The sequence below is a fragment of the Leptothoe sp. ISB3NOV94-8A genome, from assembly GCF_043421595.1.
Classification (GTDB): Bacteria; Cyanobacteriota; Cyanobacteriia; order Phormidesmidales; family Phormidesmidaceae; genus Leptothoe; species Leptothoe turfae.
The window spans coordinates 1,608,405-1,632,607 of record NZ_JAXSQW010000001.1 but is presented as its reverse complement, the minus strand read 5'-3'; the positions used below and the strand labels follow the sequence as shown (position 1 = coordinate 1,632,607).

Annotated in this window: 17 protein-coding genes; 4 read left to right on the top strand and 13 right to left on the bottom strand. The window is 43.1% G+C overall.

Annotated features, from left to right (window positions below; all coding sequences use genetic code 11):
* Nucleotides 1-118 precede the first annotated feature (118 nt).
* From SPB21_RS07105 to SPB21_RS07075, 7 genes are all read right to left on the bottom strand, one after another.
* Nucleotides 119-1,096, bottom strand: a complete 978-nt coding sequence (locus SPB21_RS07105; RefSeq protein ID WP_499866096.1) for a glycosyltransferase family 2 protein — start codon at nucleotides 1,094-1,096, stop codon at nucleotides 119-121.
* Between the two features lie 52 nt (nucleotides 1,097-1,148).
* On the bottom strand, nucleotides 1,149-2,537 hold the full coding sequence (locus SPB21_RS07100) for a lipopolysaccharide biosynthesis protein (protein WP_499866095.1): 1,389 nt from the start codon (nucleotides 2,535-2,537) through the stop codon (nucleotides 1,149-1,151).
* A 37-nt stretch (nucleotides 2,538-2,574) separates the two neighbouring features.
* Nucleotides 2,575-3,408, bottom strand: a complete 834-nt coding sequence (locus SPB21_RS07095; RefSeq protein WP_499866094.1) for a hypothetical protein — start codon at nucleotides 3,406-3,408, stop codon at nucleotides 2,575-2,577.
* A gap of 554 nt (nucleotides 3,409-3,962) precedes the next feature.
* Nucleotides 3,963-4,631: a sugar transferase gene (locus SPB21_RS07090; protein WP_499866093.1), complete on the bottom strand. Its 669-nt coding sequence runs from the start codon at nucleotides 4,629-4,631 to the stop codon at nucleotides 3,963-3,965.
* A 271-nt stretch (nucleotides 4,632-4,902) separates the two neighbouring features.
* Nucleotides 4,903-5,832, bottom strand: a complete 930-nt coding sequence (hepC, locus tag SPB21_RS07085) for a heterocyst development glycosyltransferase HepC (protein WP_499866092.1) — start codon at nucleotides 5,830-5,832, stop codon at nucleotides 4,903-4,905.
* Nucleotides 5,833-6,987: 1,155 nt separating this feature from the next.
* Nucleotides 6,988-8,718, bottom strand: coding sequence for a family 16 glycosylhydrolase (locus SPB21_RS07080; RefSeq protein ID WP_499866091.1), 1,731 nt, complete (start codon nucleotides 8,716-8,718; stop codon nucleotides 6,988-6,990).
* 495 nt (nucleotides 8,719-9,213) lie between these two features.
* A complete protein-coding gene (locus SPB21_RS07075; RefSeq protein WP_499866090.1) occupies nucleotides 9,214-9,636 on the bottom strand; it encodes a hypothetical protein in 423 nt (140 codons plus the stop codon).
* Between the two features lie 363 nt (nucleotides 9,637-9,999).
* Here SPB21_RS07075 and SPB21_RS07070 point away from each other — a divergent pair, with 363 nt between their 5' ends.
* The 3 genes from SPB21_RS07070 to SPB21_RS07060 all read left to right on the top strand — a co-directional run bounded on the left by SPB21_RS07070 (nucleotide 10,000) and on the right by SPB21_RS07060 (nucleotide 17,382).
* Nucleotides 10,000-13,818: a DUF4114 domain-containing protein gene (locus tag SPB21_RS07070; RefSeq protein ID WP_499866089.1), complete on the top strand. Its 3,819-nt coding sequence runs from the start codon at nucleotides 10,000-10,002 to the stop codon at nucleotides 13,816-13,818.
* A 349-nt stretch (nucleotides 13,819-14,167) separates the two neighbouring features.
* Entirely contained in the window at nucleotides 14,168-16,288 is a 2,121-nt protein-coding gene (locus SPB21_RS07065) for an FG-GAP-like repeat-containing protein (RefSeq protein WP_499866088.1), read from the top strand.
* Between the two features lie 371 nt (nucleotides 16,289-16,659).
* Complete coding sequence (locus SPB21_RS07060; protein ID WP_499866087.1) at nucleotides 16,660-17,382, top strand: sulfotransferase family 2 domain-containing protein; 723 nt, start codon at nucleotides 16,660-16,662, stop codon at nucleotides 17,380-17,382.
* A 63-nt stretch (nucleotides 17,383-17,445) separates the two neighbouring features.
* Here the strand turns inward: SPB21_RS07060 and SPB21_RS07055 are convergent, their stop codons facing one another.
* The 5 genes from SPB21_RS07055 to SPB21_RS07035 form a co-directional block, all read right to left on the bottom strand.
* Nucleotides 17,446-17,622, bottom strand: coding sequence for a hypothetical protein (locus tag SPB21_RS07055; RefSeq protein WP_499866086.1), 177 nt, complete (start codon nucleotides 17,620-17,622; stop codon nucleotides 17,446-17,448).
* Nucleotides 17,623-17,685: 63 nt separating this feature from the next.
* Nucleotides 17,686-19,035, bottom strand: coding sequence for a transposase family protein (locus tag SPB21_RS07050; protein ID WP_499866085.1), 1,350 nt, complete (start codon nucleotides 19,033-19,035; stop codon nucleotides 17,686-17,688).
* Between the two features lie 25 nt (nucleotides 19,036-19,060).
* Nucleotides 19,061-19,843, bottom strand: a complete 783-nt coding sequence (locus tag SPB21_RS07045) for a DUF4114 domain-containing protein (protein WP_499866084.1) — start codon at nucleotides 19,841-19,843, stop codon at nucleotides 19,061-19,063.
* 89 nt (nucleotides 19,844-19,932) lie between these two features.
* Nucleotides 19,933-20,202, bottom strand: a complete 270-nt coding sequence (locus SPB21_RS07040) for a hypothetical protein (protein ID WP_499866083.1) — start codon at nucleotides 20,200-20,202, stop codon at nucleotides 19,933-19,935.
* Nucleotides 20,203-20,273: 71 nt separating this feature from the next.
* On the bottom strand, nucleotides 20,274-20,720 hold the full coding sequence (locus SPB21_RS07035) for an FG-GAP-like repeat-containing protein (protein WP_499866082.1): 447 nt from the start codon (nucleotides 20,718-20,720) through the stop codon (nucleotides 20,274-20,276).
* Nucleotides 20,721-21,128: 408 nt separating this feature from the next.
* On the opposite strand from SPB21_RS07035, the gene SPB21_RS07030 reads away from it, so the two are divergent.
* Complete coding sequence (locus tag SPB21_RS07030; RefSeq protein ID WP_499866081.1) at nucleotides 21,129-21,893, top strand: THxN family PEP-CTERM protein; 765 nt, start codon at nucleotides 21,129-21,131, stop codon at nucleotides 21,891-21,893.
* Between the two features lie 162 nt (nucleotides 21,894-22,055).
* Here SPB21_RS07030 and SPB21_RS07025 read toward each other — a convergent pair whose 3' ends face one another.
* On the bottom strand, nucleotides 22,056-24,152 hold the full coding sequence (locus SPB21_RS07025; RefSeq protein ID WP_499866080.1) for a GumC family protein: 2,097 nt from the start codon (nucleotides 24,150-24,152) through the stop codon (nucleotides 22,056-22,058).
* Nucleotides 24,153-24,203: the final 51 nt, after the last annotated feature.

Genomic DNA, 24,203 nt, shown 5'->3' with positions numbered 1-24,203 from the left:
TATTGAAACATAAATGCATTTAAGGCAGAGGGTTTTAACGGCTGAATAGTGCTTCTATCCTCAGAAAAGCTTTTCGCATTGAGCTCGTACTCACACCATAGTGAGTGTATGGAAAATATTAAGAGTGCTGTAGCCAGGTACGGTAACCCTGCCAGCGTCCACTCAGGCTTAGCAACCATTTTTGACACGCTAATGTTCCTTCGGATGGCAAAAATCGAATTAGCTGAATTAGGCCAAACGCCTTGCGATTTCCTACTAAAATGGCCCAGATCCAGAAAAAGACCTGGTTAAACAACGAGAAATAATCCAGAAGAGCCAAGGTTTCATTATGCACAGCATTGGTAAATGCTAAGGCGTTAAATTGATGTCTCTGATCTTCGTCAAACCTAGGTCCTGATAAATGGTCGATAGATACCTCGGGGTCATAGATTAATGTCCAACCTGCTTTTTTAATGACCAGGCTAAAGGCCATTTCAAAATGAACTTGAGCACCAGTTCCCTTAAACCGCTCATCAAACTTTCGTACACCAATTGCTTCACGGCGGAAGCTCATATTCGCACCCTTGAGAATTTCAACTGAACGGGCTTTACCCACACCCAAATGATGGTTTCCAGTACGTGCTCCGAACCATCTTAAGCGGCCAACACTGGCTTTTTCACCAGTTTGCAAAACATCGCCAAAATATAACCAATCACGACCACCTACACCACCAACATTAGGAGCATTTAGAAAATGTTGTTCGATACGGTGTAACCAAGGAGAATGAGGAACGGTATCGTCATCTGTGACGGTCAGGATATCACCTGAGGCTTGCTCTAAACCGGCATTAAGGGCTGCTACGACTCCGTGGGTGTAAACCGTTACCACTTTCAGACAGGTCCCATATTCCAGAGAAATTTTGTGCACTGGAGATGTACTTAGGGAGTCTGGTAATTGTTTGAATGTTTCTTTTAATGCTTCCTGGGTTTCTGTATCTGTATCCCTGACAATGACTATAATTTCCTCAGGGAGTCGATCTTGTTTCTCTATAGCACTTAGGCAACGTAAAAGATCGTTGGGACGACGATATGTGGGAATTAATAGAGTCATCTTCATTGTTATTTACCTTTCTCAGTCTCTTGGAAACAATAAAACTGTAAATTGGAAACTAACTCGCAAACTGTTGGCGAATAAAGTTAAGATCTTCAAAGCTAATAACCAGATTAGGTGCCGAATGCTTGAGTATACGGGGATAGGCCATTAGGACTAATATGAGGCGAATAGCTGTTGAGATAAGCAATGCGTACCCTACACCAACAAGGCCATAGTGCGGTACCAACACGAGCAATAATGGAATCGATAACCCTACGCCTAGTCCTTGAAAAAGGGTAACCATACCAGGCTTCCCCGCTGCCATAAAGGCTTGTGCTAATATCCATGTTGCTCCGCCTATGGTAACTTCAAGCAACAGCCAGCGAAACACTGGCACAGCTGCAAGGAACTGCTCGCCATATAAAAACCTCAGCAAAATCGGACAAATCACCATGAGGGGAATGACACAGATAACTGTCAGTGTTGTTGTTATTCGGGCTGCACAACCAGTAAGCTTAACAATTTCCGGAACTGGGCGTGCGGATATTTTTGCGATAAGGACTGAGATAACAGCCTGTTCAAACAGGTTCAACATCCGTGAGATACTAAATGCTACTGCATAAAGTCCCATGGCAGCAGGGCTGAGCAGTCCAATAACAAGCGCCTGGCCTAGCAGCTTTTTAGAAAGGGTTTTTAGTAGGTCAATACCATAACATCGTAAACCGTACTGTATTAGAGTATAGGCAGCTTGGGAAGTTTGTTGCCACTGGAATATCAAGGGCTGAAACCGTGGTGCAATTCTTCGAAATAACCAGCCTGAGATCGCAACACTTGGTAGTAGATAGGCTAATGCAACCGTCACGGGGGTTAACTGTCCCAAGCCAAGGAGAATCAGTAAGCTAATGAGTGTAAACGCTGGCAGGAAGTATTTAGATTGATTGGCAACCGTATAATCATCCTCAACCTCACAAAAGGCAACCATCACTAGCGAAATTAGTGAAATTGGAGCAAATACCGTCAATACCTGGGCTAGGTAAAGTGTTTCAGCGGAATAATTGGATAACCAACTTGGCAGCCCTAAAATCCCAATAATCATAGCAATTAGACCCAGCACCAATGAGACAGACAGTGCTGCAGCAAAAAACTGATTACGTTGTTTAGGATAACGCTTAAGATTATAAATAACAGAAGCAGGCAAACCCAGGGTCAATAAATATGACAACAACTGTGGCCAAAGCATCATAGCAGCAGCTTCACCACGTCCATCAGGACCTAAAGCCCTTGCTGTTAAAACACCCGTGCCCATATTGATACTCAGGATTAAGATACGCACAACAAAGGTTTGCACCATTGCTGCCGCACCACTATCCCCACGCCAGACCTGTCGTAAAAACGCAATCGTTTTTTTATAGATCTGCCCCTTAGAGATTGCAGCCATCAGGGCCAATCTAGATGGATTACTCATAATAGTTGCAGAGAGAGGATTGATGAGAAAACGTACGTTACTTTACAACAGTTCGATCTTGCCTTTGAGATGTCTCATCATCAGTTAATTTATTTTTGAAATATTCATATAGACGCTGATCCCATTGGTTACCCTGCTGATATAGCAATAAGAAGTTTTGATCGGGTTGCCTTTTGGGATGGCTGAATCGTCGCCATAGTAGATCAAGCCTGCCACTCAGAATAAGCTTAAGCACTCGTCGATTTATATGGCTAGATTTATTTTGGTGAATACCTACCGTTTCTAAAGCCCAGCCTAGAAAATTTTTCAATTCAGAAAATTTACCATCCACCTCCAAAACAACTACATGATCAAAGTAAGCAAGCCTTGCTTTAGCCGTTTCAAAATGTTCTGAGGTAAGGGGAAGAATATTATTATTTTGACATGACAATATACGGCAATAATAGTTAAATCTGGTAAAACATTCCCTCGAATTAAGGTATTGTTCTAGAGAACTAAAATCGGTATACCCAGACCAGTAATCAAAATAAAAGTTAGATAACAGACGTTTGAGCGGATTTCTCAAGCAGGTAATCAAAACAACCCTTGGATCAGTTGCTAAAAGTTCAAAATTAACAGCTCCCCATTCATTCGCAATAAATGTAACGCCCGTATTCTCACAGTGATCGATAAACTGAGTCAACTCATCATCAGTGAACTCCCATAATGGAATTTCTTTACTATCCTCATCTAGAGGGTTTCCATTATGATGCTTTGGATAAAGAGTTTCTTTATTAGCCTTGGCCAAATTAACAATAGACGTTCCAGCTGCCTTGTGAAAATGCTGAAACCAAATCAATCGATATTGGTTATTCTTAGGAATATCATCCATGTTTAAAGCGTCCCCCAAATGCGGAGGCTAATATAGTGAAAGTCTGGTCATTACTAATTTGAGATAGATAATCAGACGTTAATCAATACGCTAAAATAATATGCCCTAAAATCAACAACAACTCTCTTAAACCTAAGCATCGTAGCGACCTAGCCTGACTGTTAATAACCAAGGATTCTTCAGTAAGAAGCCTCTGTCAGCATGCCTTTTGCTAACAGAGAATATATTGGTTCTTAGGGAAAAACTATATCTACAGAATTAACTGGATTTGAATCCTGTTAATTCTGTTGGAAAGGTCAACAACAGTAACCGAAAACCACGTTTAATAGACCAAGTGTACAGATAATCGATATCACACTGAGTTACTGATACCAAATCCTACAAGTTGGGCCGAGTCATCGCTTGCCACTTACCAGCGACCCAGGCACTGTCAGCCAAAGCTCCAGACATTTCAGGTACTCATAGTGCATTGTATGATACCCATAGACGAGGCCTATTAAACTTATTTCGCCACAAACTACATTGCATAACCGAAGGGGGTATCCAGACTATATTTATATGGCCAATACCTCAGCAGGAATGTGTAAATCATTGTCTTGTTTATGGGACTCTTTTTGGTAACTCATTACGGTTGGATGGAATGCTTCTAAATTTGTCGCCACCATACAGAAATTCCAAACTGAATAGAGTTTACCTTGATGTCCCACTCGCCATTGACGATAAACAATAGGGCCAGATGCACTAGTCCTTCTTAGGCAAGAGATTAATAATAGCAATGGACTAATTGTGATGACACCGATAAATGCTGTCAGACACTCCAAAGAATCTCTAAACATTGAGTTCCAAGGAGTAACTACTGCCGTGTTAGTAGGCTTGTTAGATGCACGAAGGTACAATGGTTTACCAGTTTTTAGGCAAGCTTCTGCCCACGTTTTCAGATGTTTTTCCCCCACACTTGGGTCAATACAAACATAACGAGCTGAAGAACGCTCAAGTCGTGACACAATTAACTGTACTGGTACATTTTTGTACCATTCTATAGAATCACTCAGTGAAACCCAAAGAATATTTTGCCGCCACTTTAAGTCATAGATAGCAACAAGATTGACATTATAACGATTAAGCGGAACGACAGATTTTTTTTCTAAAATATTAGTAGCGTTAGGAGATTTGTGAAGTGTGTTAGGAGCCAAAGAATAAAGTGGCAAAGTATAACCTGTCATAGCGATATATCCATCAATCTGTAGCGATATATCCAGTATCTGAAAGTCATGTTGAAGATACTGTTCGTGCAAAAGTCATTTTCTGTATATTTTCAGAGAAATTAAGTATAACAATGTATTTATTTTCAGTTAGATACAGAAGATGACCATATCAGTAACTTTTGATTATGTTTCAGTGACGGATAATTCAATAAGAAATCTCCGTCAGCATTCTATTTGCTAACGGAGAATAGATTAGCTTTTGGAAAAAGCTATTGGTTGGGTGATTGCACTAACAGGCACCAAACCCAGTTAGAACTTTTGGAAAGGTTAGCATCAGCAATCGGAAATCGCGTTGAATGGACCAAGTGTGTAGATAATTTAAATCACACTCAGTCACAGATGCCAAATCCCGTAGGTTAGACCGAGCCATCACTTGCCATTCACCTGTAATTCCAGGCATTGCCCGTAAACGCTCTAGACCATTCTCAGGTACTCTTAATGCATCATAAAGTGCCCATGGACGGGGTCCTACCAGACTCATTTCACCACGAAGCACGTTGATTAGCTGAGGGAGCTCATCCAGACTATACTTACGGAGCCAGCGTCCCACGGATGTAATACGTGGATCATTCTCCTGTTTATGAAGTCCGTTTTGGTCACCCATCACAGTATGGTGTAATGCTTCTGCATTGGCCACCATTGTACGAAACTTCCAAACTTGGTAAAGTTTACCACGAGTACCAACACGCCATTGACGGTAGAAGATGGGGCCAGTCGAACTAGTGCTGACCAGAAAGGCAATTAATAATAAAACTGGACTAATAGCAATGGTCCCTAAAAAAGCTGCTATCCAATCCAAGGAACGCTTCAACTTCCAACTCCAAGGAGTCTTCACTGCAGGTGTTTTCCCTTTAGGAACACGAAGATATAGAGACTTCTCTATTTGCAAACAAGCCTCAGCCCAAACCTTTAAGTGAGCTTCACCAACACTAGGATCAATACACACATAGCTTACTGGATAATGCTTTAAGCACTTAACAATTTGCTGTACAGGGATATGAGGTAATGACTCGCTAGCTCCATTAAGAGCAACCCAAAGTATGTTTTGCCGTAAATTTAAATTATAGCTTGCAAAGATACTCTGACGATAACTGCTAATATCAGTAACTTCAAATATATTAGCAACAGATGGCTTAAGTGGCAGAATATAGCTCGTCATAACGATATGTCCAATAATCTGGTAGCGATATATTTAGTATGCAAAAGCCATGTTAGAGATACTGTTTGTGCAACTGAGTTCTTTTGTATAACTTCTGAAATTTATGTATACCAATATGCCTCTACAAAAAAGCTCTATCAGCATTCTTTTGCTGACAGAGCATGGATCAGTTCTTTAAAGATATTTAGAGTCTCAAAACAATTGCTGCAAAACTAACAGCTTTATCTAAGCTATGCACGGGCAGGTGCCACCTTACCAAGGTAAGACATTAGCTGGTTCCGCGTACGCTTTAACGTCCGGGTCCAGGGAGCTACTGCGGTTATCTTGTCATCCTTATGCCCACGAATATGTAGGCGCTTACCTGCTTTCGAACAGGCTTCCTTCCACACATTCAAGTGTACTTCCCCAAAACTTGAATCAATACAAACACATCGCACAGGAGAATGCTGCAAGCGAGTAACAAGCTGGTGTACTGATACAGGGAAAGACATCTCACCAGATGAATGAGGGGCAACCCAAAGTATGTTCTGCCGCCACTTTAAGCTATAATTTACAAAGATATTTTGGCGATAACTACTGCTAATAGCACCTTCAGTAGTGTATTCAAATGTCTTTTTAACAGAAGGTTGAAGTGGAAGAATATAACCTGTCATAGCAATGTGTCCAATAATCTTGCAGCAATATATTTAGTATGCAAAAGCCATGTTAAATATACTGTTTTTATAACTGTTCTTTTTTGTATAACTTTAGAAAATAGGTGCAACAATAAATATACTTCGCGTCTAAAATAACCGAATAGTTATATCAGTGATCTTTGAGTATCTGTTGAATATCGACAAGTAACAGGACGCTCAATAAGAAAATCCCCCGTCAACAAAGAGCCTGCCGACGGGGGAAAAATTGACTTTTAGAATCAGGGTTTTAAAGAGCTTTTGAGAATAGGTTGACTTTTGGGTTAGATTCTACAGGGAACTGATGTAGGGTTTCAAACTCAACAACCATATAATCAGTATCCTAAAGCCATGTTAGAGATAATGTCTGCGTAACGGTTTTCTTTTGTATAACTTCTGAAGACCTCCATGTTGAAAGGGCTAAAACTAAACTCTGTAGGCTATCATGAGCCATCAAATCACACTTATTCCTCTATTGCTGAATTTACACAGTTTTGAAAAATTGATCTGATAATGCAAAATCTGTTACGTTTTCCACAATGCCAATCAATTCACTCTGTCCTGTCGTCTTCAGATAAATACCCATCCCTTGGCTTAAGTTCGTCACAGTAGCTTCTAGTTGATAATTGTCTAATGGTCCATGGAGTTGGATTAGATCACGGTGCCTATAGTTAAAATCACTAATCAGTGCATAGTCATTCTGTCCTGAAGAGAGGCTATTCCCATCGTCATAGAATACGCTGGTTGTATCACCCAAATAGAAAATATCAGCTCCCTTACCACCGGACAGGACATCAATTTCATTGGTGCCGACAAAGGCGGCTCTGGTTGAGGCATTGATATCAACTCCAATTAGGCTATCCCTACCTTGACCGCCAGATAGCTGATCATGTCCTAGACCGCCATGGAGGCGATCGTGACCAACACTCCCCTCGATGACGTCGTTGCCCGCCCCCCCATCGAGTTGGTCGTGGCCCCATCCTCCATCTAAATGGTCATCACCCGCACCACCATTAAGGCTATCACGGCCTCTATCACCAAAGAGAGTGTCATTGCCTATACCGCCATCGAGTTGGTCGTGGCCCCATCCTCCATCCAAATGGTCATTGCCCGCACCGCCATTGAGACTGTCACGGTTTCGATCACCAAAGAGAGAGTCATTGCCCGCACCCCCATCGAGTTGGTCGTGGCCCCATCCTCCATCCAGATGGTCATTGCCCAGGCCTCCATAAAGCGTGTCATGTCCTCGATAGCCAAAAAGCTGATCATCTCCTATACCGCCATCTAAAATATTTTTTCGCTCGCCACCATTAAGGATGTCATTTCCGTCTTCACCATATAAGTTGCCTACCTTTAAAAGACTTAGGGCATCATCACCAGCTCTACCATAGATATTGCCTCTAGCACGGGTTAGGGTATCGTTGCCTAAGCCACCGTATAGAATACCTTTTTTATTTTGGTAAACTCGGATGTAGTCGATGTTGTAGCTACTCGGAAAAGCAGTTGTATGATCTGGTTCTCCAGGCCAGTTACCGCCAATAGCTAGATTTGCCAATAAATACATGGCCTGTTGAGGAATATTCTCGGTAATTTTGAATGCCTTTTGGCCATCCACAAACCAGGTGATCTTGTCCGGCATCCATCTTACAGCGAAAGTATGTTCTCCTTCTGAAACGTCTATTCCTGAAATGTAGTGACTTTCCATCCCACGCTCCTCGGGGGAATCAGGATCTGGATAATGTAATGTGCCATACACAGTATTTGGCTGATGCCCTAAAAATTCCATGATGTCAATTTCAGGAGGCCATTCACCTGTGGTGGGCAACATCCAAAAAGCAGGCCAAAGCCCCTGCCCAATAGGTAGTGATGCCTTCATTTCCATATAGCCATAGGTAAAGGCAATTTTGTCATGGCCAGAAATCATGCCTGAGGTATAGTCAAAGAAGAGATCCTTACCTTGTTCTTTTAAAAGTTGCTGATCAATGTATTCAAAAGCTTCAAGAGGTTGTTCTAACTTGTTAGCAGTAATCTTAAGTTTGTCATCCGCTACGGTTAGAGATTCATCTAAATAATACTGAGCCTCGTTATTAAACGTATTGGTACGACTACCGTAATAGTAGGTAGTGTTCCAGTTATTCTGGTTGAGTTCTGAACCTTCGAAGTTATCTTCAAAAACTAAATTCCAGTTTTTGAGGGTAGATGGATGCTTTGCCACGATCGTTCTTCCTGAATGTCTTTTACTTTAAAACTGTTCATGCATGTTTGAAGTTGTATGATTTTGCGATCGCACCCTCAACCCACTCAAGCAAAACCTAAGCAGACCAAAGAGTACTGAAGAAAATCAGCACCTTAATGACATCGCAGTTGTGCTTAAACTGCGTACTATTTAAGTAGCCTTGAACTTATCAAGGCTGCTGACGATGTTTTAGGTGAGCCAGTTATCGCAAAATTAGATACTTTAGGGCAAGTCTGATATCACCCTTCAACAATTCCTGATACGTTACTATCGTTGGGGAAAATTATCTTTCTAGGGAAACCCTACGAAGCTCTCCTAGCGTTTGCATGAGCCCAGAGAGTCATGAAAAATAATAAGCATATCCCCCAAAAAATCCTGTCAGCAAAGTGAATACTGACAGGAAATGAATGTCTCTCAGAAAATCTTATTTAAAAGCTTAAGTCAACAACTCCAAACCCAGCAATGTTATCGAGCCTATACATGAATGGCCTTAACGCCATCAATATAGGCCACTAAACGTTGACAGGAACGTTTCATCATTCGATTCCAGGAAGTTACCGCAGTTGTCTTATTATTTTTCGGTACACGAACATGCAAACGCTTACCCGCTTTTGAACAAGCTTCCTTCCAAACGTTCAAGTGCGCTTCTCCCAAGCCTGAGTTAATACAAACACATCGTACAGGAGAATGTTGTAAGCGATTAACCAGCTGGTGTGTCGATACAGGAAGAGATATTTTGCCAGATGAATGTGGAGCTACCCAAAGTATATTCTGACGCCACTTTAAGCTATAGTTCGCAAAGATATTCTGACGAAAGCCATCTATATTAGAATCTTTGGCAGTATTTTCTGATGTATTAACAACAGAAGGAGAAAGTGGAAGAATGTACCCTGTCATGGTGATATGTCCAATAATCTTGCAGCGACATATTCAGTATCCAAACACCATGTTAGAGATATTGTTTATGCAATTTATTTCTTATGTATAACTTTTGGATAGCATGTATAAATTTAATGCTCGTATCACTTTATCCCAAAATTTAAATGACTTTAAAGGTCCATAGTCAGCTTCTAGATGAAAGTTATAACAACAGAGCTTAATAAGTTGTCGAAAACCAAGACAAGCCCCAACTATCTAGTTGTGTTGGTTTTGAATGTATACGAAGAAGTTATACATAGCTCAAACAGTGGTTAGACAAGAAGAGTAACACCACTCTGACAAATTGTAATTGTCGCACCCACTAATAGGAATCTTTGAGCTATGCCTACTAACAATACATCCACCCATGACAACTTAATAGCGGATCCACTTGGTAGCAACAATCAGGCATACCAAGTAATGAACAATACAGACCTGGGTAAAGGTCAGCTCTTTGCATTAGATCCCATTACTGGTGACTACTTGCCAATTGGTACGGCCTCTGGCTTCAAGTACAACGCCATGGCCTATGATCCTGGCACCGATTTCCTCTATGCCATTGCCGCAGGGTCCGGTAGCGATGCAACTGGAGTCGCCGTTAACAAAGGGGACCTGATCCGAATTGATGTCGGTGGTGAAACCTTTTTAGTCGGGCCTACTGGTCTTAATACCAGTTTGACAGCAGCTGCCATTATCGATGATTCCATGATTGCCAGCAACAATGGCAAGGACTTGATTGTTTCCATCGACCTGACAACCGGTGCTGCTACAGAGCTGACATACACTGACGACACCCAAATTCCCAATGACTGGGTCGCCATTGACAACAAACTATACGGTGTTTCCAAAACCCAGCTAAAGGTGCTTGAGATTGATGGCAATAATGCATCAATCACCAACTTAACTTTGACTGGAGGCCCCTCAAAGATGTCGGCAGGTGCCATGTGGGCAGCCACCAATAGTGATGGTGAGAAAGAACTCTACGCTTTCGAGAATGCCACTGGTGACATCTATCGCATTGATAATTTTGATGGCGCAACTCCAGACGCTGTCAAAGTTGCCACCGGGGTATCCCCCTCCAATTCCAATGATGGGGCTCGTAATGCAGAGACGGAATTCACGGTGCCTGATACTGGTATCTTCTCAGGCGAAGGTATTTTCACCACTGGTGACGACGGCATCATGGCCATCGACTATCTCTATGATGGAGGGAGCTTTCAAAGTCAAATCGCCGTCTTTAGCATGGACGGGATGGATGCCTATGAGGCCGGTTCCGAAGCCTTTATTCAGGAAGCGGCACGTCGTGCGTTGACCAGTACCGAAGGTCATGTGCTGATTAAAGACGCTAGTGAAGGTGCCCGCTTTACCTACGATGTCGACTGGGAACCAAATTTTGCCCATGGCCAATACCAAGGAATCAAACGCTTTTCCTTTGAACCCGGCACTCAGTTTGCCGTCATGCTGGTTCAAAATACCTCGGTCCAAAACCTGGCAGACGACCCGTCCCTAGCCGCTCAGTTTGGTAAGCAAGCGCTGTTCTCCATTCCAGAAGCCAATACAGATGGAACTGACCAGGGTCGGATTGTGGACCTCAATGGTCTTAGTGCCGAGGGTCAGGGTGCCTATGCTATGGAGGATGTCTCCATTGTTAGTGGCTCTGATCGAGACTACAACGACGTTGTCTTCCAAATCATGGGGGCTACAGCTGAAGCTTCTCCCGTTGAAGACTTTGCCAGCAATCAGCGTAGCTTTAAGGATACTGAGCTCGGTAGCCAGATTGTTGAATATTCGAGCCGGGGTAGCTTCTACAGCGGCGGTACGTTCACCGTGGGTGAGCAAAGCACAATGCGCATCGACTATCTGTTTGATGGAGGTGCCTACGAAAGTGAGCTGGGGGTCTTTAGCCTCAAGGGTATGGAAGAGTATGAGCCTGGTTCTGAGGCCTTTATTCAGGAGGCTACCCGCCGAGCACTCACCAACTCTACCGAAGGCTACTTACTAATTAAAGACAATTCAGAAGGGGCTAAATTCACCAGCGAGTTTACTGTCTGGGAGCCTAGTTTTAATGATGGTACTTACAAGGGAGAAAAGACCTTTGTGATGACACCTGGTGATGAGTTTGCTGTTTTGCTAGTACAGCACACCAATATCCGGGCCATCAATGACGATCCCGCCCTGGCGCAGGAGCAGGGAAAGCGCATTATCTTCTCCATTCCTGAAGCCAACGATGGCCATGCTAAAGGAGGCCAAATCGTTGATATCAACGGAGGGAGTACCAAGGGATGGGGCACTTATGCCATTGAGGACGAAGTAATCGGGTTAGACGGTTCAGACCGTGACTACAACGACATTGTCTTCCAACTGCGGGGGGCAACAGCTCAAGGTGTAGAGGCTGCTAGCGACATTATTCGTCCCACCGAAGACTGGTTAAATACCCCTTTAGGACAAGAGCTGTTGGCTGATGCTCGTCCCTTCAAAGAAGGATCGTTTATGACCGATGACAGCGGTGTTGTCAGTTTCGACTATCTCTATGATGGCGGTGGTTTCCGGGGTGAGCTGGCAATCTTTAGCCTGACGGGTATGGAAGAGTATGCTCCCGGTTCCGAGGTCTTTATCCAAGAAGCTGCTCAACGGGCATTGAGTAACTCCAAACAAGGCTATGTGGTGGTTCAAGACCGCAAAGAAGGGGCTCGTTTTGAGGGAGATGTATCTTGGGAAGACAATTTCAATGAAGATCCCTATCGCGGCGTCAAAACCTTTGAACTAAATTCCAATGAACAATTTGCTGTGATGTTACTGCGCAAAGCATCTGTCACAGAGATTGCAGCTGATCCTTCCCTCGCATTACAGTCAGAAACTCGCGCCCTGTTCTCCATCCCGGAGGCAAATGGTGATGGCACCTTAGCCGGGCAGATTGTTGACCTCAATGGCAGCAGTAGCGATGGACAAGGCCTCTATGCTATGGAAGATATGGCTTTAGACGGAGAAAGTGCGGACCGCGATTACAACGACATTGTGTTCCAAATCCGTGGCGCTGCTGGAGATGTTGTCTCAGTGGACGAGAAAGCAAACAAAACCCTTGACTTTCTCAGCACTAATGTTGGTCAAAAGGTCTTAGACTATGCCAACAGAGAGCATCTGTATACCGAAGGAACGTTTGCCGTTGGTGAGACGGGTGAAGTCACCGTGGACTTCCTTTTTGACGGTGGTGGCTTCCACCACGGTGAGTTAGGCATCTTCAACCTCAGTGGGATGGAAAATTATGCCCTTGATTCTGAGGAGTTTTTGCAAGAAGCCGCACAGCGCGCTATCAGTAATTCTAACTTGGGCTATGTGGTGGTCCAAGACAAAAAGCATTCAGCTCGCTTCCAAGGCAAGCTTGACTGGGAAGCTGACTTTAACGATGGTGTTCACGTGGGGGAACAGACCTTCACCATGAATGCCGGAGACCAATTCGCTCTGATATTAAGTCAAAACGTTGGTCTAGCTAAGTTAGCGCAGGAACCGTCTTTGGCCTCTAACTTCGGTAAGCAGGCGCTCTTCTCCATTGCAGAAGCAAATCCTGGCACTCAACTAGCTAGCCAGATTGTCGACCTCAATGGCCTTGGTGGTGAAGGGAAAGGCGTCTTCGGCATGGAGGATATTCAAGCAGCCGAAGGCGGCTCTGACAAAGACTTCAATGATGTTGTCATCCAAATCGAAGGGGCCATCAGCATGGTCACCTCTGCCGATGGTGAAATTCACTCTGAGCGCGACTGGCGAGAACTTGCTCTGGGTGAGGATATTTTAACTTATGCCAGCAAGGATTTTGATCAGCATCTCAAGGGGGGTATTGGTCGACAAACATTAGTAGGTGGAGATGGTGATGACCTTCTCGAAGGCTTTAAAGGCATTGATACTCTAGTCGGTGGACTAGGTGACGACATCCTCACAGGTGGAGCCGGTAAAGATACGTTTGTCTTGAATGCAACTAGTGGCATGGACATAATTACAGATTTCCAGGATGATTACGATGTGCTTGGGATGGCCGATGGTTTGACCTACAGTGACCTGAATTTTGCAGACAGCAACATTCTTCTGGCGAATAGCAATGCAGTTATAGCTACACTCTCCGGTTTTGATACCACAACGCTAACGGCTGCTGATTTCATAAGTGTTTAACCCTTAGCCAAGCGACAAGTTGGGTAGCGATAGCATTGACCGAGAGTAGTCCATCAAAGCTTTCTACATTAGGAATTGAAGATTTCCAACCCAGAAATCCATTCAATTTGGATGTATCTAGGCGAATTCATTGATAGATAACATTTGGCCAATGTTTACCTTCGGAAGTCTTATTCGTAAATCATTACCTATGAGACTTCCTTTCTTAAACAAGCAAAAACTAAACAGCCATTCCCCTATCTCATAGCTTTTAGCAACGCAGTATCTGCAATCATAGAGTGAATTTCTATAGGCAACTAGCTATGACTAACTAATAACACCTTGACAGCCTACAGGAGAACTTCTATCAATGCCTGCATCTTCTTCTCAAACTAATATTGCTGATTTTCTTGAAACACCTAATCAGCCTCCTAATAAAGATAATAGTGTTGGAATTACACTGGGTGACATTGATAACGATAGAGATTTAGACGCATTTGTTATTAATTACAACAATCAGAAAAATCAGTTATTGCTAAATGATGGTAGTGGAAATTTTGTAGCAGCTCCCAATCAACCCATTGGCAGCAGCAATAGCAACGATGTAGCCCTGGGTGATGTCGATAATGATGGTGACCTGGATGCATTTGTTGTTAATAACTGGCAGCCTAATCAGTTGCTACTCAATGATGGCCATGGCAATTTTATGGAGGCACCTACTCAACCTAAAAATACTGACAACAACGGTAGTTACGGCATTAGTTTAGGTGATATCGATAGCGATGGAGATCTGGATGCCTTTATCGTCAATTACTGGGGACAGTCCAATCAATTATTGTTGAATAATGGTAATGGTGTCTTCACAGAAGCCTCTAGTTCGCTACCCGGTAACTCCTACAGTCAGGATGTCGCACTTGGCGATCTAGATGGTGATAGTGACTTAGATGCTTTTGTCGTCAACTATAGCAATCAGGCCAATCAGGTGTTGCTTAACGATGGTTATGGGAGGTTCACAGAAGCTACGCTACAGCCGCCTGGAAGTAAACTAAGTACAGGCGTGAGTTTGGGGGATATCGACAGTGACGGCGATTTAGATGCTTTTGTCACTAACTATAAGAACCAGCCAAACCAACTGCTGCTCAATGATGGGACTGGTAACTTTACTGAGGCTCTCAATCAGCCTCCTAATAGTCGATATAGCAACGATATCAGCCTGGGGGATTTAGATAACGATGGTGACCTGGATGCATTTGTTGTTAACTATGGCAAAACCAATCAGGTATTACTGAATGATGGCAATGGCAACTTTAGTGAAGCCGTTAACCAGCCACCTGCCCCTGAAAATAGTTATGACGTCAGTCTTGGAGATTTAGATGGCGATGGCGATTTAGACAGCTTTGTTGCAAATTTTCGACAAACTAGTCAAGTGCTGTTGAATGGAGGCACCCACTATCGCGATCCTGAGCCCCTCTATAGGGAAGGTACATTTGTCGTGCAAGGGGGTGATGCAGTAACAGTTGAGTTCTTATTTGATGGTGGCGGTTTCAACAAAGGTGAACTGGGAATTTTCAATCTCAGCGGCATGGAAAACTTTGAGCTTGGTTCCGAGGCATTTCTTCAAGAAGCAGCGCGGCGAGCAACCAGTAGTTCTGCCCTGGGACATGTGGTTATTCAGGATAAACATCAAGCTGCTCGGTTTGATGCCGAAATGGACTGGGAACGAGATTTTAACAGTGGTACCCATAGCGGCAAACAAACCTTTGCCATGAATGCAGGCGATCAGTTTGCTCTAATACTGAGCCAAAATATCAGCTTAGGTGAGCTTGCTAATGATCCAGCCAAGGCTACTAAATTTGGTCGCAAGGCAATCTTTTCTATCCCAGAGGCTAATTCAGGTACACGCATGGCTAGTCAAATTCTGGACATCAATGGATTGGGAACCGAAGGCCGTGGTGTCTTTGGTATGGAAGATCTGCTGGTAAATGTTGATGGGTCTGACCGAGACTATAACGATATTGTATTTCAAATCGAAGGGGCTACAAGTTTGAAGCCCGTTATTAAGGAGGGAATCAATCCTCGACGAGATTGGACAGAGACTTCTGTGGGGCAAGGCATATTAGACTATTCTACACAGACGTTTGATTCAGTTGTACAGGGAAGCTCTTCTGGCGATGTTCTGCTCGGTGACCAAGGTAATAATCTCCTGGAAGGGTTTAAGGGGCAAGACATTCTGGTTGGAGGCATGGGGCAAGATATCCTGACAGGCGGCAGGGGAAAAGATATTTTTGTGTTAGAAGAAAATGAGTCTCTCGATATCATTACTGACTTTACTCTTGGTCAAGATTTAATTGGTTTATCTGATGGTATGAGTTTTGGAGCATTGACTTTTTCAGGCAGTGACATTTTACTACAAGCAAATACCAGTCCGTTGGCCACCCTTAGCGGAGTAGATACAACCACGTTGACAGCAACAGACTTTGTCCTTATGTAATGGCCATCAGCTGACCAAAGTTCACCTGATGAAAGCGAGCATCATTTAGGTGCCGAAGTGGCCATCATCATTTTGCAGGAGTCAACTTATTCCATAGGAAAGTAGCAACCAAGAATCAGCAGCCAGAAATTGTTTGGCTACTGATTCTTGGTTTTGCCTGATAAAAATATGCTCTCGATATCCTGCTTTACCAGACGGGCAAACTTGGAATGATATGACGTGTATTGTTGCTCCGTTTAAACGATCAACTTTTCAATCTATCTACAGAACAAAACCTATACCAAAGCCACAAGCTCTATTTGAAACAACTAGAGCATAGTTGATGGTGTAGCTCACTAGTTATCAGTGAAAACCTATAGGGGTCTCATAGTATGCTTGTTAGTCATAAAAAGCGTTTCATTTTTACTAAAACTGTCAAAACAGCAGGTACGTCTGTTGAATCATACTTTGAACCCTATTGTATGCCCGATGGAGAGTGGCAAGAACTCCATGCCCGTGAGGAATATGTCTCAGAGACTGGCATTATAGGATATCGTGGCAATAACGCTAGGAGCTCAATCTGGTATAACCATATGCCAGCCAAAGAGATATTTGACCTGATTGGTCAAAATACTTGGGAGCGCTATTACAAATTTACAGTGGTTAGAAACCCATTTGATAAGCTGATTTCTGGTTTTTTTATGTATGAGAAGCGAAAAAAAAATTATAGTGTTATACAAAAAACTAAAGCCTTATCAAAAAGAATCTTAGATCTAGGCAACCCAATTGATCGAGTGAAGGGGGAGACTACTATTGAACGCTTTAGATCCTGGATTCAAAAAGGCGGTGAAATTCCTGACAGAGATAAATATTTAATTGATGGGCAAGAGTGTATTGATTACTACGTCCGCTTTGAAGAATTGCATGAAGGGATTAAGCATGTATGTAATTATCTTTCCATTCCGTTTGAACCTGCACGCATCCCTCAAATGAAAAAGGGCATAAGAGATAATAAAATGAACGTTCAAGATTTCTATGACAATAAGACCAGGCAGATTGTTGAAAAGAAGTATGCCTGGGAACTTGAACGGTTTGGATATGTTTTTCCAGCATAGTCAAATCGCCCTGGACAGAATTTAGGAAGTAAAACTATGCACTCACAGGACGATCTCTAGTATCTAAATCATTACAAAGTCATTCTCTGTCAACGTGGTCGTATCAAAACCTGGCAGGGTAGCAAGGACATTATTGTTGCCAGCTAGTAGAATATCATTTCCAGAAAAACTGAGGTTGTTGTAAGTTAGGCCATCTGCTAAGCCGATAACATCATAGTCATCCTTATAGTCTGTGATCATGTCAGTCCACGACTTGGAAGGTTACGAGCAGAGAAAAATAACCTGTGAGGTTAGGGGTTAGGGTTAGGTCGGCATCAGCACCTCCATAATGAGATCGACCGATTGCCCTTGCTTCGCGAGTTGAGTAATCAACTGGACCACCTGTTCAAAGGCATCCCGAGACAAGGAATACAGTCGTTGGCCGATGGGTTGCTCATGGTCATCAGCAAAGTCAAACCGCTCCGATTTTTGACCACAACAGCTGGCTTGCTGAAGGGCAGACTGCGCGACGCAACTTAAGCAGAAGTGGCGTTTGACCGCTTCCTCGTTGCGCAGCTGAGCGTCTTCAAAGCCCGTCAACTGTTTGGCAAACTCATGAAAGGTTTCTATCGGCCATCGAAAGGTCCACGTGGAAAACGTCCGGTTGGCATCCCAATGGAGGGCATCGGTTAAGAGAAAACGGGGGGGATCACTGAGGTCTTCAGTTTCATGAACGATAACGAGACGTTTACGACCATATTTCTTGAGACGAACAACTTTGGTAAACGCCCAAATCTCCCGATAATCTCCATTTCGACACCGAACCTTCTTATATCGAAAACTCTCGGGATGAGTCTCTTTAAGTTGTTGTTCTACGTATTGGACTGGTTGCCAGGTGTGGTCCCACATAATCAGTCGAGTCCGTTCAATCTCACTCACCCAATGTTTGCCCTTGGATTCAATCAGTTCGGTTAACGGACGCGTCAAAACTCCCTGGTCAAAGGCATAATCCGCTTGGGGATACTGGCCTTCGGCTTCAATGGTGCGGACAATCTCAACCACCATCTCTGTTCGTTTTTGATAGCGTTGTTGGTGCAGGTGGTAATGGAGTAATTCCAGCAACCGTTCACGCGCCTGTTCGAGGTGTTCATAGGTCTCACGGTGGGTCATCTCTAGATACGCTAACTCTTCTTTTTGATAATTCGGCTGTTGAACCTCAACGGCTAAGCCATCCACCCGATGGGGATTGGCAATAGCAGCCGTAACCACGGTTTGATAGCGACTCCAGCCACTATGTACATGATCATAGGCGGCTTTGGTTCCGTAGATCTTGCGACTGTACGGATGATACGAATAGGTCCAGTCCAGACTAATCACCGCTCGTCCACGACCTCGATAGCGGGGTGCCATCAGGTCCCGATGTCGACACATCAGCGCGTCTCGATACCAGGGCGATTCGAACACCGCTTCATGCATCGCTCGACGGCTCACTTGGCTCCCCTCTGGCCAGACGATTTGAGCGTATATCCCTTGGAGTGTCTTATTCGGGCTTAACAATAGACCATTGATATAACGGCTGACATGCTCAAATCCGGCTTTCCGGCAAAACACCTCGCGATAGTCCTGTAGAAAGCCCTTTAAGGTAGCCCCAATCCCAACCAACGGACAATGCATCGATACGTTTCCAACCACGGTCCAACTATTGTCCTAGATAGTCGAACGACCTAACCTTCCAAGTCGTGTCAGTCCCACTATTAGCACTTAGGACAAAGGTATCTTTACCATTACCGCCTGTAAGGACGTCATTGCCCAAACCACCCACCAAACCATCGCGCCATTTAAATCCTTCGATCAGATCATCGCCAACGCTACCCGTAAGGATGTCTTTATCATTTGAGCGTTGTACATTGGTATCGAAGACACCTGTGGCATAATCCAAAAGACTCTGACCAAGGGAGCCAGTAAACCAATTCCGTTTACGATGAATCTCACTTTCAGCAGAAATAATCGTACCAGTAGCTCCCTTAATTTGGAAAACCATATCATTATAATCTCGATCCGTTCCTCCTTTATTAAGGTGAATATCTTCCATGCCATAGACACCCTGGCCAGTGGTGGCTAAACCATTAAGATCCACAATTTGTCGAGGCACTCGCTTACCATCCTCAGGCTGATTGGCTTCAGGAATAGAGAAGATGACTTGCTTGCCAAACTTTGATACTAGCTCAGAGTTCTTTTCTAATTGTTTAAGGCTAATATTTTGGCTCAAAATTAAGGCAAAACGATCCCCTGCATTCATTGCAAAGGATTGTTTGCCAACATATGCGCCATGGTTAAAGTCCTCTTCCCAATCAAAACTTCCCTGGAAACGAGCTGCATGTTTTTGATCCATAATCACCACATGACCCAGTTCAGAGCCACTGTTAGCACGGCGAATCGCTTCTAGCAAAAACTCCTCAGAATGGGGGGCAGTGTTTTCCATGCCACTGAGATTGAACAAACCAAGCTCACCTTTACTAAATCCACCTCCATCAAAAAGGTATTCAACGGTAATCTCCGAAGAGTCCTCTACTACAAAGATGCCTTCCTTGTACACATACTCTTTTTTTCTTCTTCTAAAGTGCTGTTTCCAGAGGAAAGTGTTAAGGCGAGAAGGTCTCCATAACCGATGGGTGCAAAAGTATTCCCAAAGGGTGAGATAAATTCATGATTCACGGACTCCGTCAACTCGCCACTTCCATCGTTGAACGTCATCATCAATTGGAACTGGCCAGTATTTAAACTATAGGCATGAGCCAACAAATCCAGGTCGCCATCGCCATCGATATCCTCTAAAGACATGGAATAGGCATTGGCACTGTTATCTAAGGTGGGATGTATGGAGGCTTCCTCAAAGGTTCCTGTGCCGTCATTCAGCAGTAGTTGAAGCTTTGCTGATACCCATGATTTTGCAGAATGACAGCATCCAGGTCACCATCCCCATCCATGTCGCCTAGCTCTCCATCCAGGGCATTGCTTAGCCCACCTGCAGGTTGGGTTGGAGCAGCAACAAACGTTCCATCACCATTGTTCAAAAACACTTGGTTAAGTTGATCAGAATCCTTAACCATGAAGATATCGAGGTCAGTATCGCTATCTAAATACCCTAAGAGATGATCAACAACATTATTGGCAGGCAGAACAGAGGCTGGAGTGAGTCCGCCTATGCCATTATTTATGAGAACATAACTAGAACCCATAAAGGACTGAGTGTAAGGGTTCCAAAATTTATTGGTTGTCAAAGCATCCTGGTCACCATCGTTATCCAGATCTGCAAATTGCATTTGGCCGAAAGAGTTGCTAAAAGGTGATATTGACATGATGAAAATCCTAGGTTTTGGTAGTATTCATTACATGAAAAACGGTAGAACTATTGTGGAAAGTCCATCTGTGAAGAGATTTAGAATCGGTTGATGTCAAAACTTTCTGAATGCACCTATGACATCCGCTCAGTGTATTAAGGAAGTGTTTTTGTTAATGTATAAGTAATTAAATCTCACGTATAACTTTTGTCTTTGCTATCGGAATTCGCTAACAAGCCATCTCATTTTTATAAATTTGATTCAACAGAGAAAGTTCAAAAAGTTTGGAGATTTTCTGTGAGTTTACTAAACCTATTAATAGAGAAACTAGGAAGGGTTGCTGAAGGCTGCACATGATGGTCAGCATATGTCTTTTTTCCTAGGCATCCTGAAAACGGACATTAAGTTAAACAGCCGCGTCCCAGAATGAATATTGGCTGTTCAAGAGGGATGCGTAAGATGTTCAACGTTAGGAAAAGAAATGCAGTAGTTGTAGCTGGCGCTGTAGTTTTGGGGTTGGGAGTTGTCGGCTCTGCACAAGCCATTGCTGTAAGTTTGCAGACGTCTGGAACGTTTGAAGATACTGTTGACGTTGATGGAAATGCAGTAGCTGGTGAAGGTACAAATGAAATTACGTGGGGGATACCGCTAGATCAGCAAGTATCGGGGTACAAATTTGAAGGAATCAACTTAAATGAACAAGATATAACAGAAAGCTTTCTATTGGGTAACTTCACTCACTATAACTATCCTATTTTTCCTCCCAGTTTAGAGAAAACTGATCTAAATCTCGCACTCCAAATAGGTGTCGAAACGTTTAAATCCATTTTTGAAATCGATCATTTTGAAACGCCAAACTCTGCAACTTCATGTACAGCAGGAGGTGTGGCACTATGCCCTGATCTGGTGACGTTTACATCATTGTTAAATACTGAGTCTTCATTTCAGCTTGATGAGAAAACATATAACTTACAAATCTTAGGTTTCTCTACGGATGGTGGAAACACAATAACAGAGACATTTTTAACCTTGGAAAACCAAACTAATACGGCTTCACTGTATGGTCAATTTCAGGTAGTAGAGCCTGTAGAGGTAAGCGAACCACGATCAATGCTTGGCATCTTAGCATTTGGAGCGATTGCATATGGTGCTACTTTAAGACGCAGACCGTCAAGCTCCACTAAGACTTAAGTGCCGTTTTGGAGACATCTTTTTTTTGTAGAAACTTGGAAATATTCCCTTTCTGCAGTTTTTCAATCATTTACACAGTGTATACATGCTTTAGCCATCATTAGATCCTTTGCCATTGAGAAAAGCATTAGGACTAACCACAAGCCGACAGATGGTAAGATGCTACATCTGATTTAAATTGGCAATGATTCCCATTGGCTTAATCAACTGTGTAATAGGCTGGAGCTCATCAATTGTTGCTTCAGTCATCTGATTAAGCTGACTAACCAAACAAACAGTATCGCAGAGAGATGCCAGTTGCAAGGCATCCACCTTATCTAGCAAAGGCATAGTATCGATAATAACGCGATCATAAACAGTGCCCAAATATTCAAGCAGTTGACCAAAGGTCGTTGAACTCAGGAGTATTAAGGCGTCTTCTAAACTAGGTCCTGCCGTAAGAACATCAATGTTAAACTCAGCGGTGAGAATAGGCAGAAAATCTAACATATTTACGATTGACTGCTTATCCACTAGTAGAGTGCTTAGTCCCTTCTCATTAGGAAGTCTTAAATATTTATGTAGCTGTGGATTACGAATATTAGCGTCCAACAGTAAAACTTTTTCCCCTAGACGCGATGCACTAAATGCTAAATAGAGTGCCAGGATCGATTTTCCTTCCTTCTCTAAAGCCGATGTTATCAGGAGTGAAGACCAGGATTTATCATTAGTAAGTAACTGAATCTTTTTATAAATTAAATCTGTTTCATTTAGAAATTCTGTTTTCTCTAACAAGGAAAGCGCACTTTTTTGCTTAGCCTCTGCAGGTAGGACTCCAAGTAAAGGTAGCTGCAGTTGAGTGGAGACTTCATCGGGGGTATGGAGTGTCTTATCAACTAAATTGCGAATAAAAGCTGCTGCCCCTGCTAGGAATAGACCACCAATAATATTTAGTAAAATACTACGTTTTATATTTGGCCCAGTTTGCCGACCTAATTGAGGTTCTTCTACGACTTGCCAATTAAATCCTCCTTGGGCTAAGGCTACGGCAAGCTCCTGACGGGCAGCTAAAAGCTGTTCAATGGTTGCTCGAGTTGTTTCAACTTCAGGTTTTAGATATTCATACTCATTAATCAGTGTTGGTAGATAGTCTAATCTTTGACGCAGAGAATCCTCAGTAAATGCCAGACTGGCTTCACGAGCTTTTAAGTCAAATAATTTCGTTTGGAGCCTCAACCACTCTTTTGTTAGACCTATGTTGATATCACCATACTGACCGGCAAGTAAATAATCATCAGTTAGTTGGGAGTTAGAGATAAAATCTCCCAGAATCTGTTCTATTTGAACTCTTAGTAATTTTAAGAGCTGTTGTTTTTTACCTTGCAGATCAACAATAGGTGGAGCAGAATCTGTATATATGACACTTTGAAGAGCTAGTTCTTTTTCAGCTTCTTTGAACTCCTTGAGCAGAGACTGATAATGGGTGGACTCACTTAAACGAGCCGAAGCCAGAGAAACATCTAAGCTTACACCAAGTTCTGTCTGTACAGATATAATTTGGCTTTGGGTAGCATCTAATTCTTCTTGTAATTCTTGTCGATGCTGCTGTAATTGGTTTAGATTTTTTGAAATTGCCCCAGCCTGCTGATTAGGGTCAATTAAATTGTGGGTTTGACGAAATCTTTCCAAAGCCTGTTGGGCTTTGCCCAACTCTTGTCGTGCGATCGGTAGCTGTGCGTCGATAAAGTTTAGGCCACGGGCTAGCCGCGCCTGTTGCTGCTCTAGGTTATAACTAAGATAAACGGTCTTAACAGCTTCTAAGACCTGTTGAGCTTTATCTGGATCATCCCCAATAAAAACGATTTGAAAGATCTTCGTTTTAATTTCATCCTCTTCAACTTGGCTTAAACTCAATGCCCGTCGCAAATCCTTAATGGTCAGATTTGGATAAACTGACTTGAGTTGATTAATGGCTTGTTGTAATAGCTCCGAGCTACGCATCAGACTAAGCTGAGTTGCATAATCAATCTCAACTGACGAGTCGGCAAACTCACTAGTTAAATCAGGAACGCGGTTTTTAGGGGCCTGATAGTTCGCATCAACCAACAGTTGCATTGAACTTTCATAGGTTGCCTTTTGATTGAGAGTGAAAGGAGTTGTCAGAGCAACAAACCCTGTAAATACACCCAGCACCCAGAAGCGCTGCTGCCACAAAATATTGAAGAGCTTTCCATAACCCAGATCAGTATTTTCTTCTGAGTTTCTAGAATTCTCTGACATAACTGTTCATGATAAAGGGCTAGCTCATGGGAGACCGGATCTGTTTTGTAA

Excerpts from the sequence above, each read along its gene's own strand:
- SPB21_RS07105 (WP_499866096.1), bottom strand. The coding sequence starts at position 1,096 with ATGAAGATGACTCTATTAATTCCCACATATCGTCGTCCCAACGATCTT.
- SPB21_RS07100 (WP_499866095.1), bottom strand. The coding sequence starts at position 2,537 with ATGAGTAATCCATCTAGATTGGCCCTGATGGCTGCAATCTCTAAGGGG.
- SPB21_RS07095 (WP_499866094.1), bottom strand. The coding sequence starts at position 3,408 with ATGGATGATATTCCTAAGAATAACCAATATCGATTGATTTGGTTTCAG.
- SPB21_RS07090 (WP_499866093.1), bottom strand. The coding sequence starts at position 4,631 with ATGACAGGTTATACTTTGCCACTTTATTCTTTGGCTCCTAACACACTT.
- hepC (WP_499866092.1), bottom strand. The coding sequence starts at position 5,832 with ATGACGAGCTATATTCTGCCACTTAAGCCATCTGTTGCTAATATATTT.
- SPB21_RS07075 (WP_499866090.1), bottom strand. The coding sequence starts at position 9,636 with ATGACAGGGTACATTCTTCCACTTTCTCCTTCTGTTGTTAATACATCA.
- SPB21_RS07070 (WP_499866089.1), top strand. The coding sequence starts at position 10,000 with ATGCCTACTAACAATACATCCACCCATGACAACTTAATAGCGGATCCA.
- SPB21_RS07065 (WP_499866088.1), top strand. The coding sequence starts at position 14,168 with ATGCCTGCATCTTCTTCTCAAACTAATATTGCTGATTTTCTTGAAACA.
- SPB21_RS07060 (WP_499866087.1), top strand. The coding sequence starts at position 16,660 with ATGCTTGTTAGTCATAAAAAGCGTTTCATTTTTACTAAAACTGTCAAA.
- SPB21_RS07055 (WP_499866086.1), bottom strand. The coding sequence starts at position 17,622 with ATGATCACAGACTATAAGGATGACTATGATGTTATCGGCTTAGCAGAT.
- SPB21_RS07050 (WP_499866085.1), bottom strand. The coding sequence starts at position 19,035 with ATGCATTGTCCGTTGGTTGGGATTGGGGCTACCTTAAAGGGCTTTCTA.
- SPB21_RS07045 (WP_499866084.1), bottom strand. The coding sequence starts at position 19,843 with ATGGAAAACACTGCCCCCCATTCTGAGGAGTTTTTGCTAGAAGCGATT.
- SPB21_RS07040 (WP_499866083.1), bottom strand. The coding sequence starts at position 20,202 with ATGTCTTTAGAGGATATCGATGGCGATGGCGACCTGGATTTGTTGGCT.
- SPB21_RS07035 (WP_499866082.1), bottom strand. The coding sequence starts at position 20,720 with ATGTCAATATCACCTTTTAGCAACTCTTTCGGCCAAATGCAATTTGCA.
- SPB21_RS07030 (WP_499866081.1), top strand. The coding sequence starts at position 21,129 with ATGAATATTGGCTGTTCAAGAGGGATGCGTAAGATGTTCAACGTTAGG.
- SPB21_RS07025 (WP_499866080.1), bottom strand. The coding sequence starts at position 24,152 with ATGTCAGAGAATTCTAGAAACTCAGAAGAAAATACTGATCTGGGTTAT.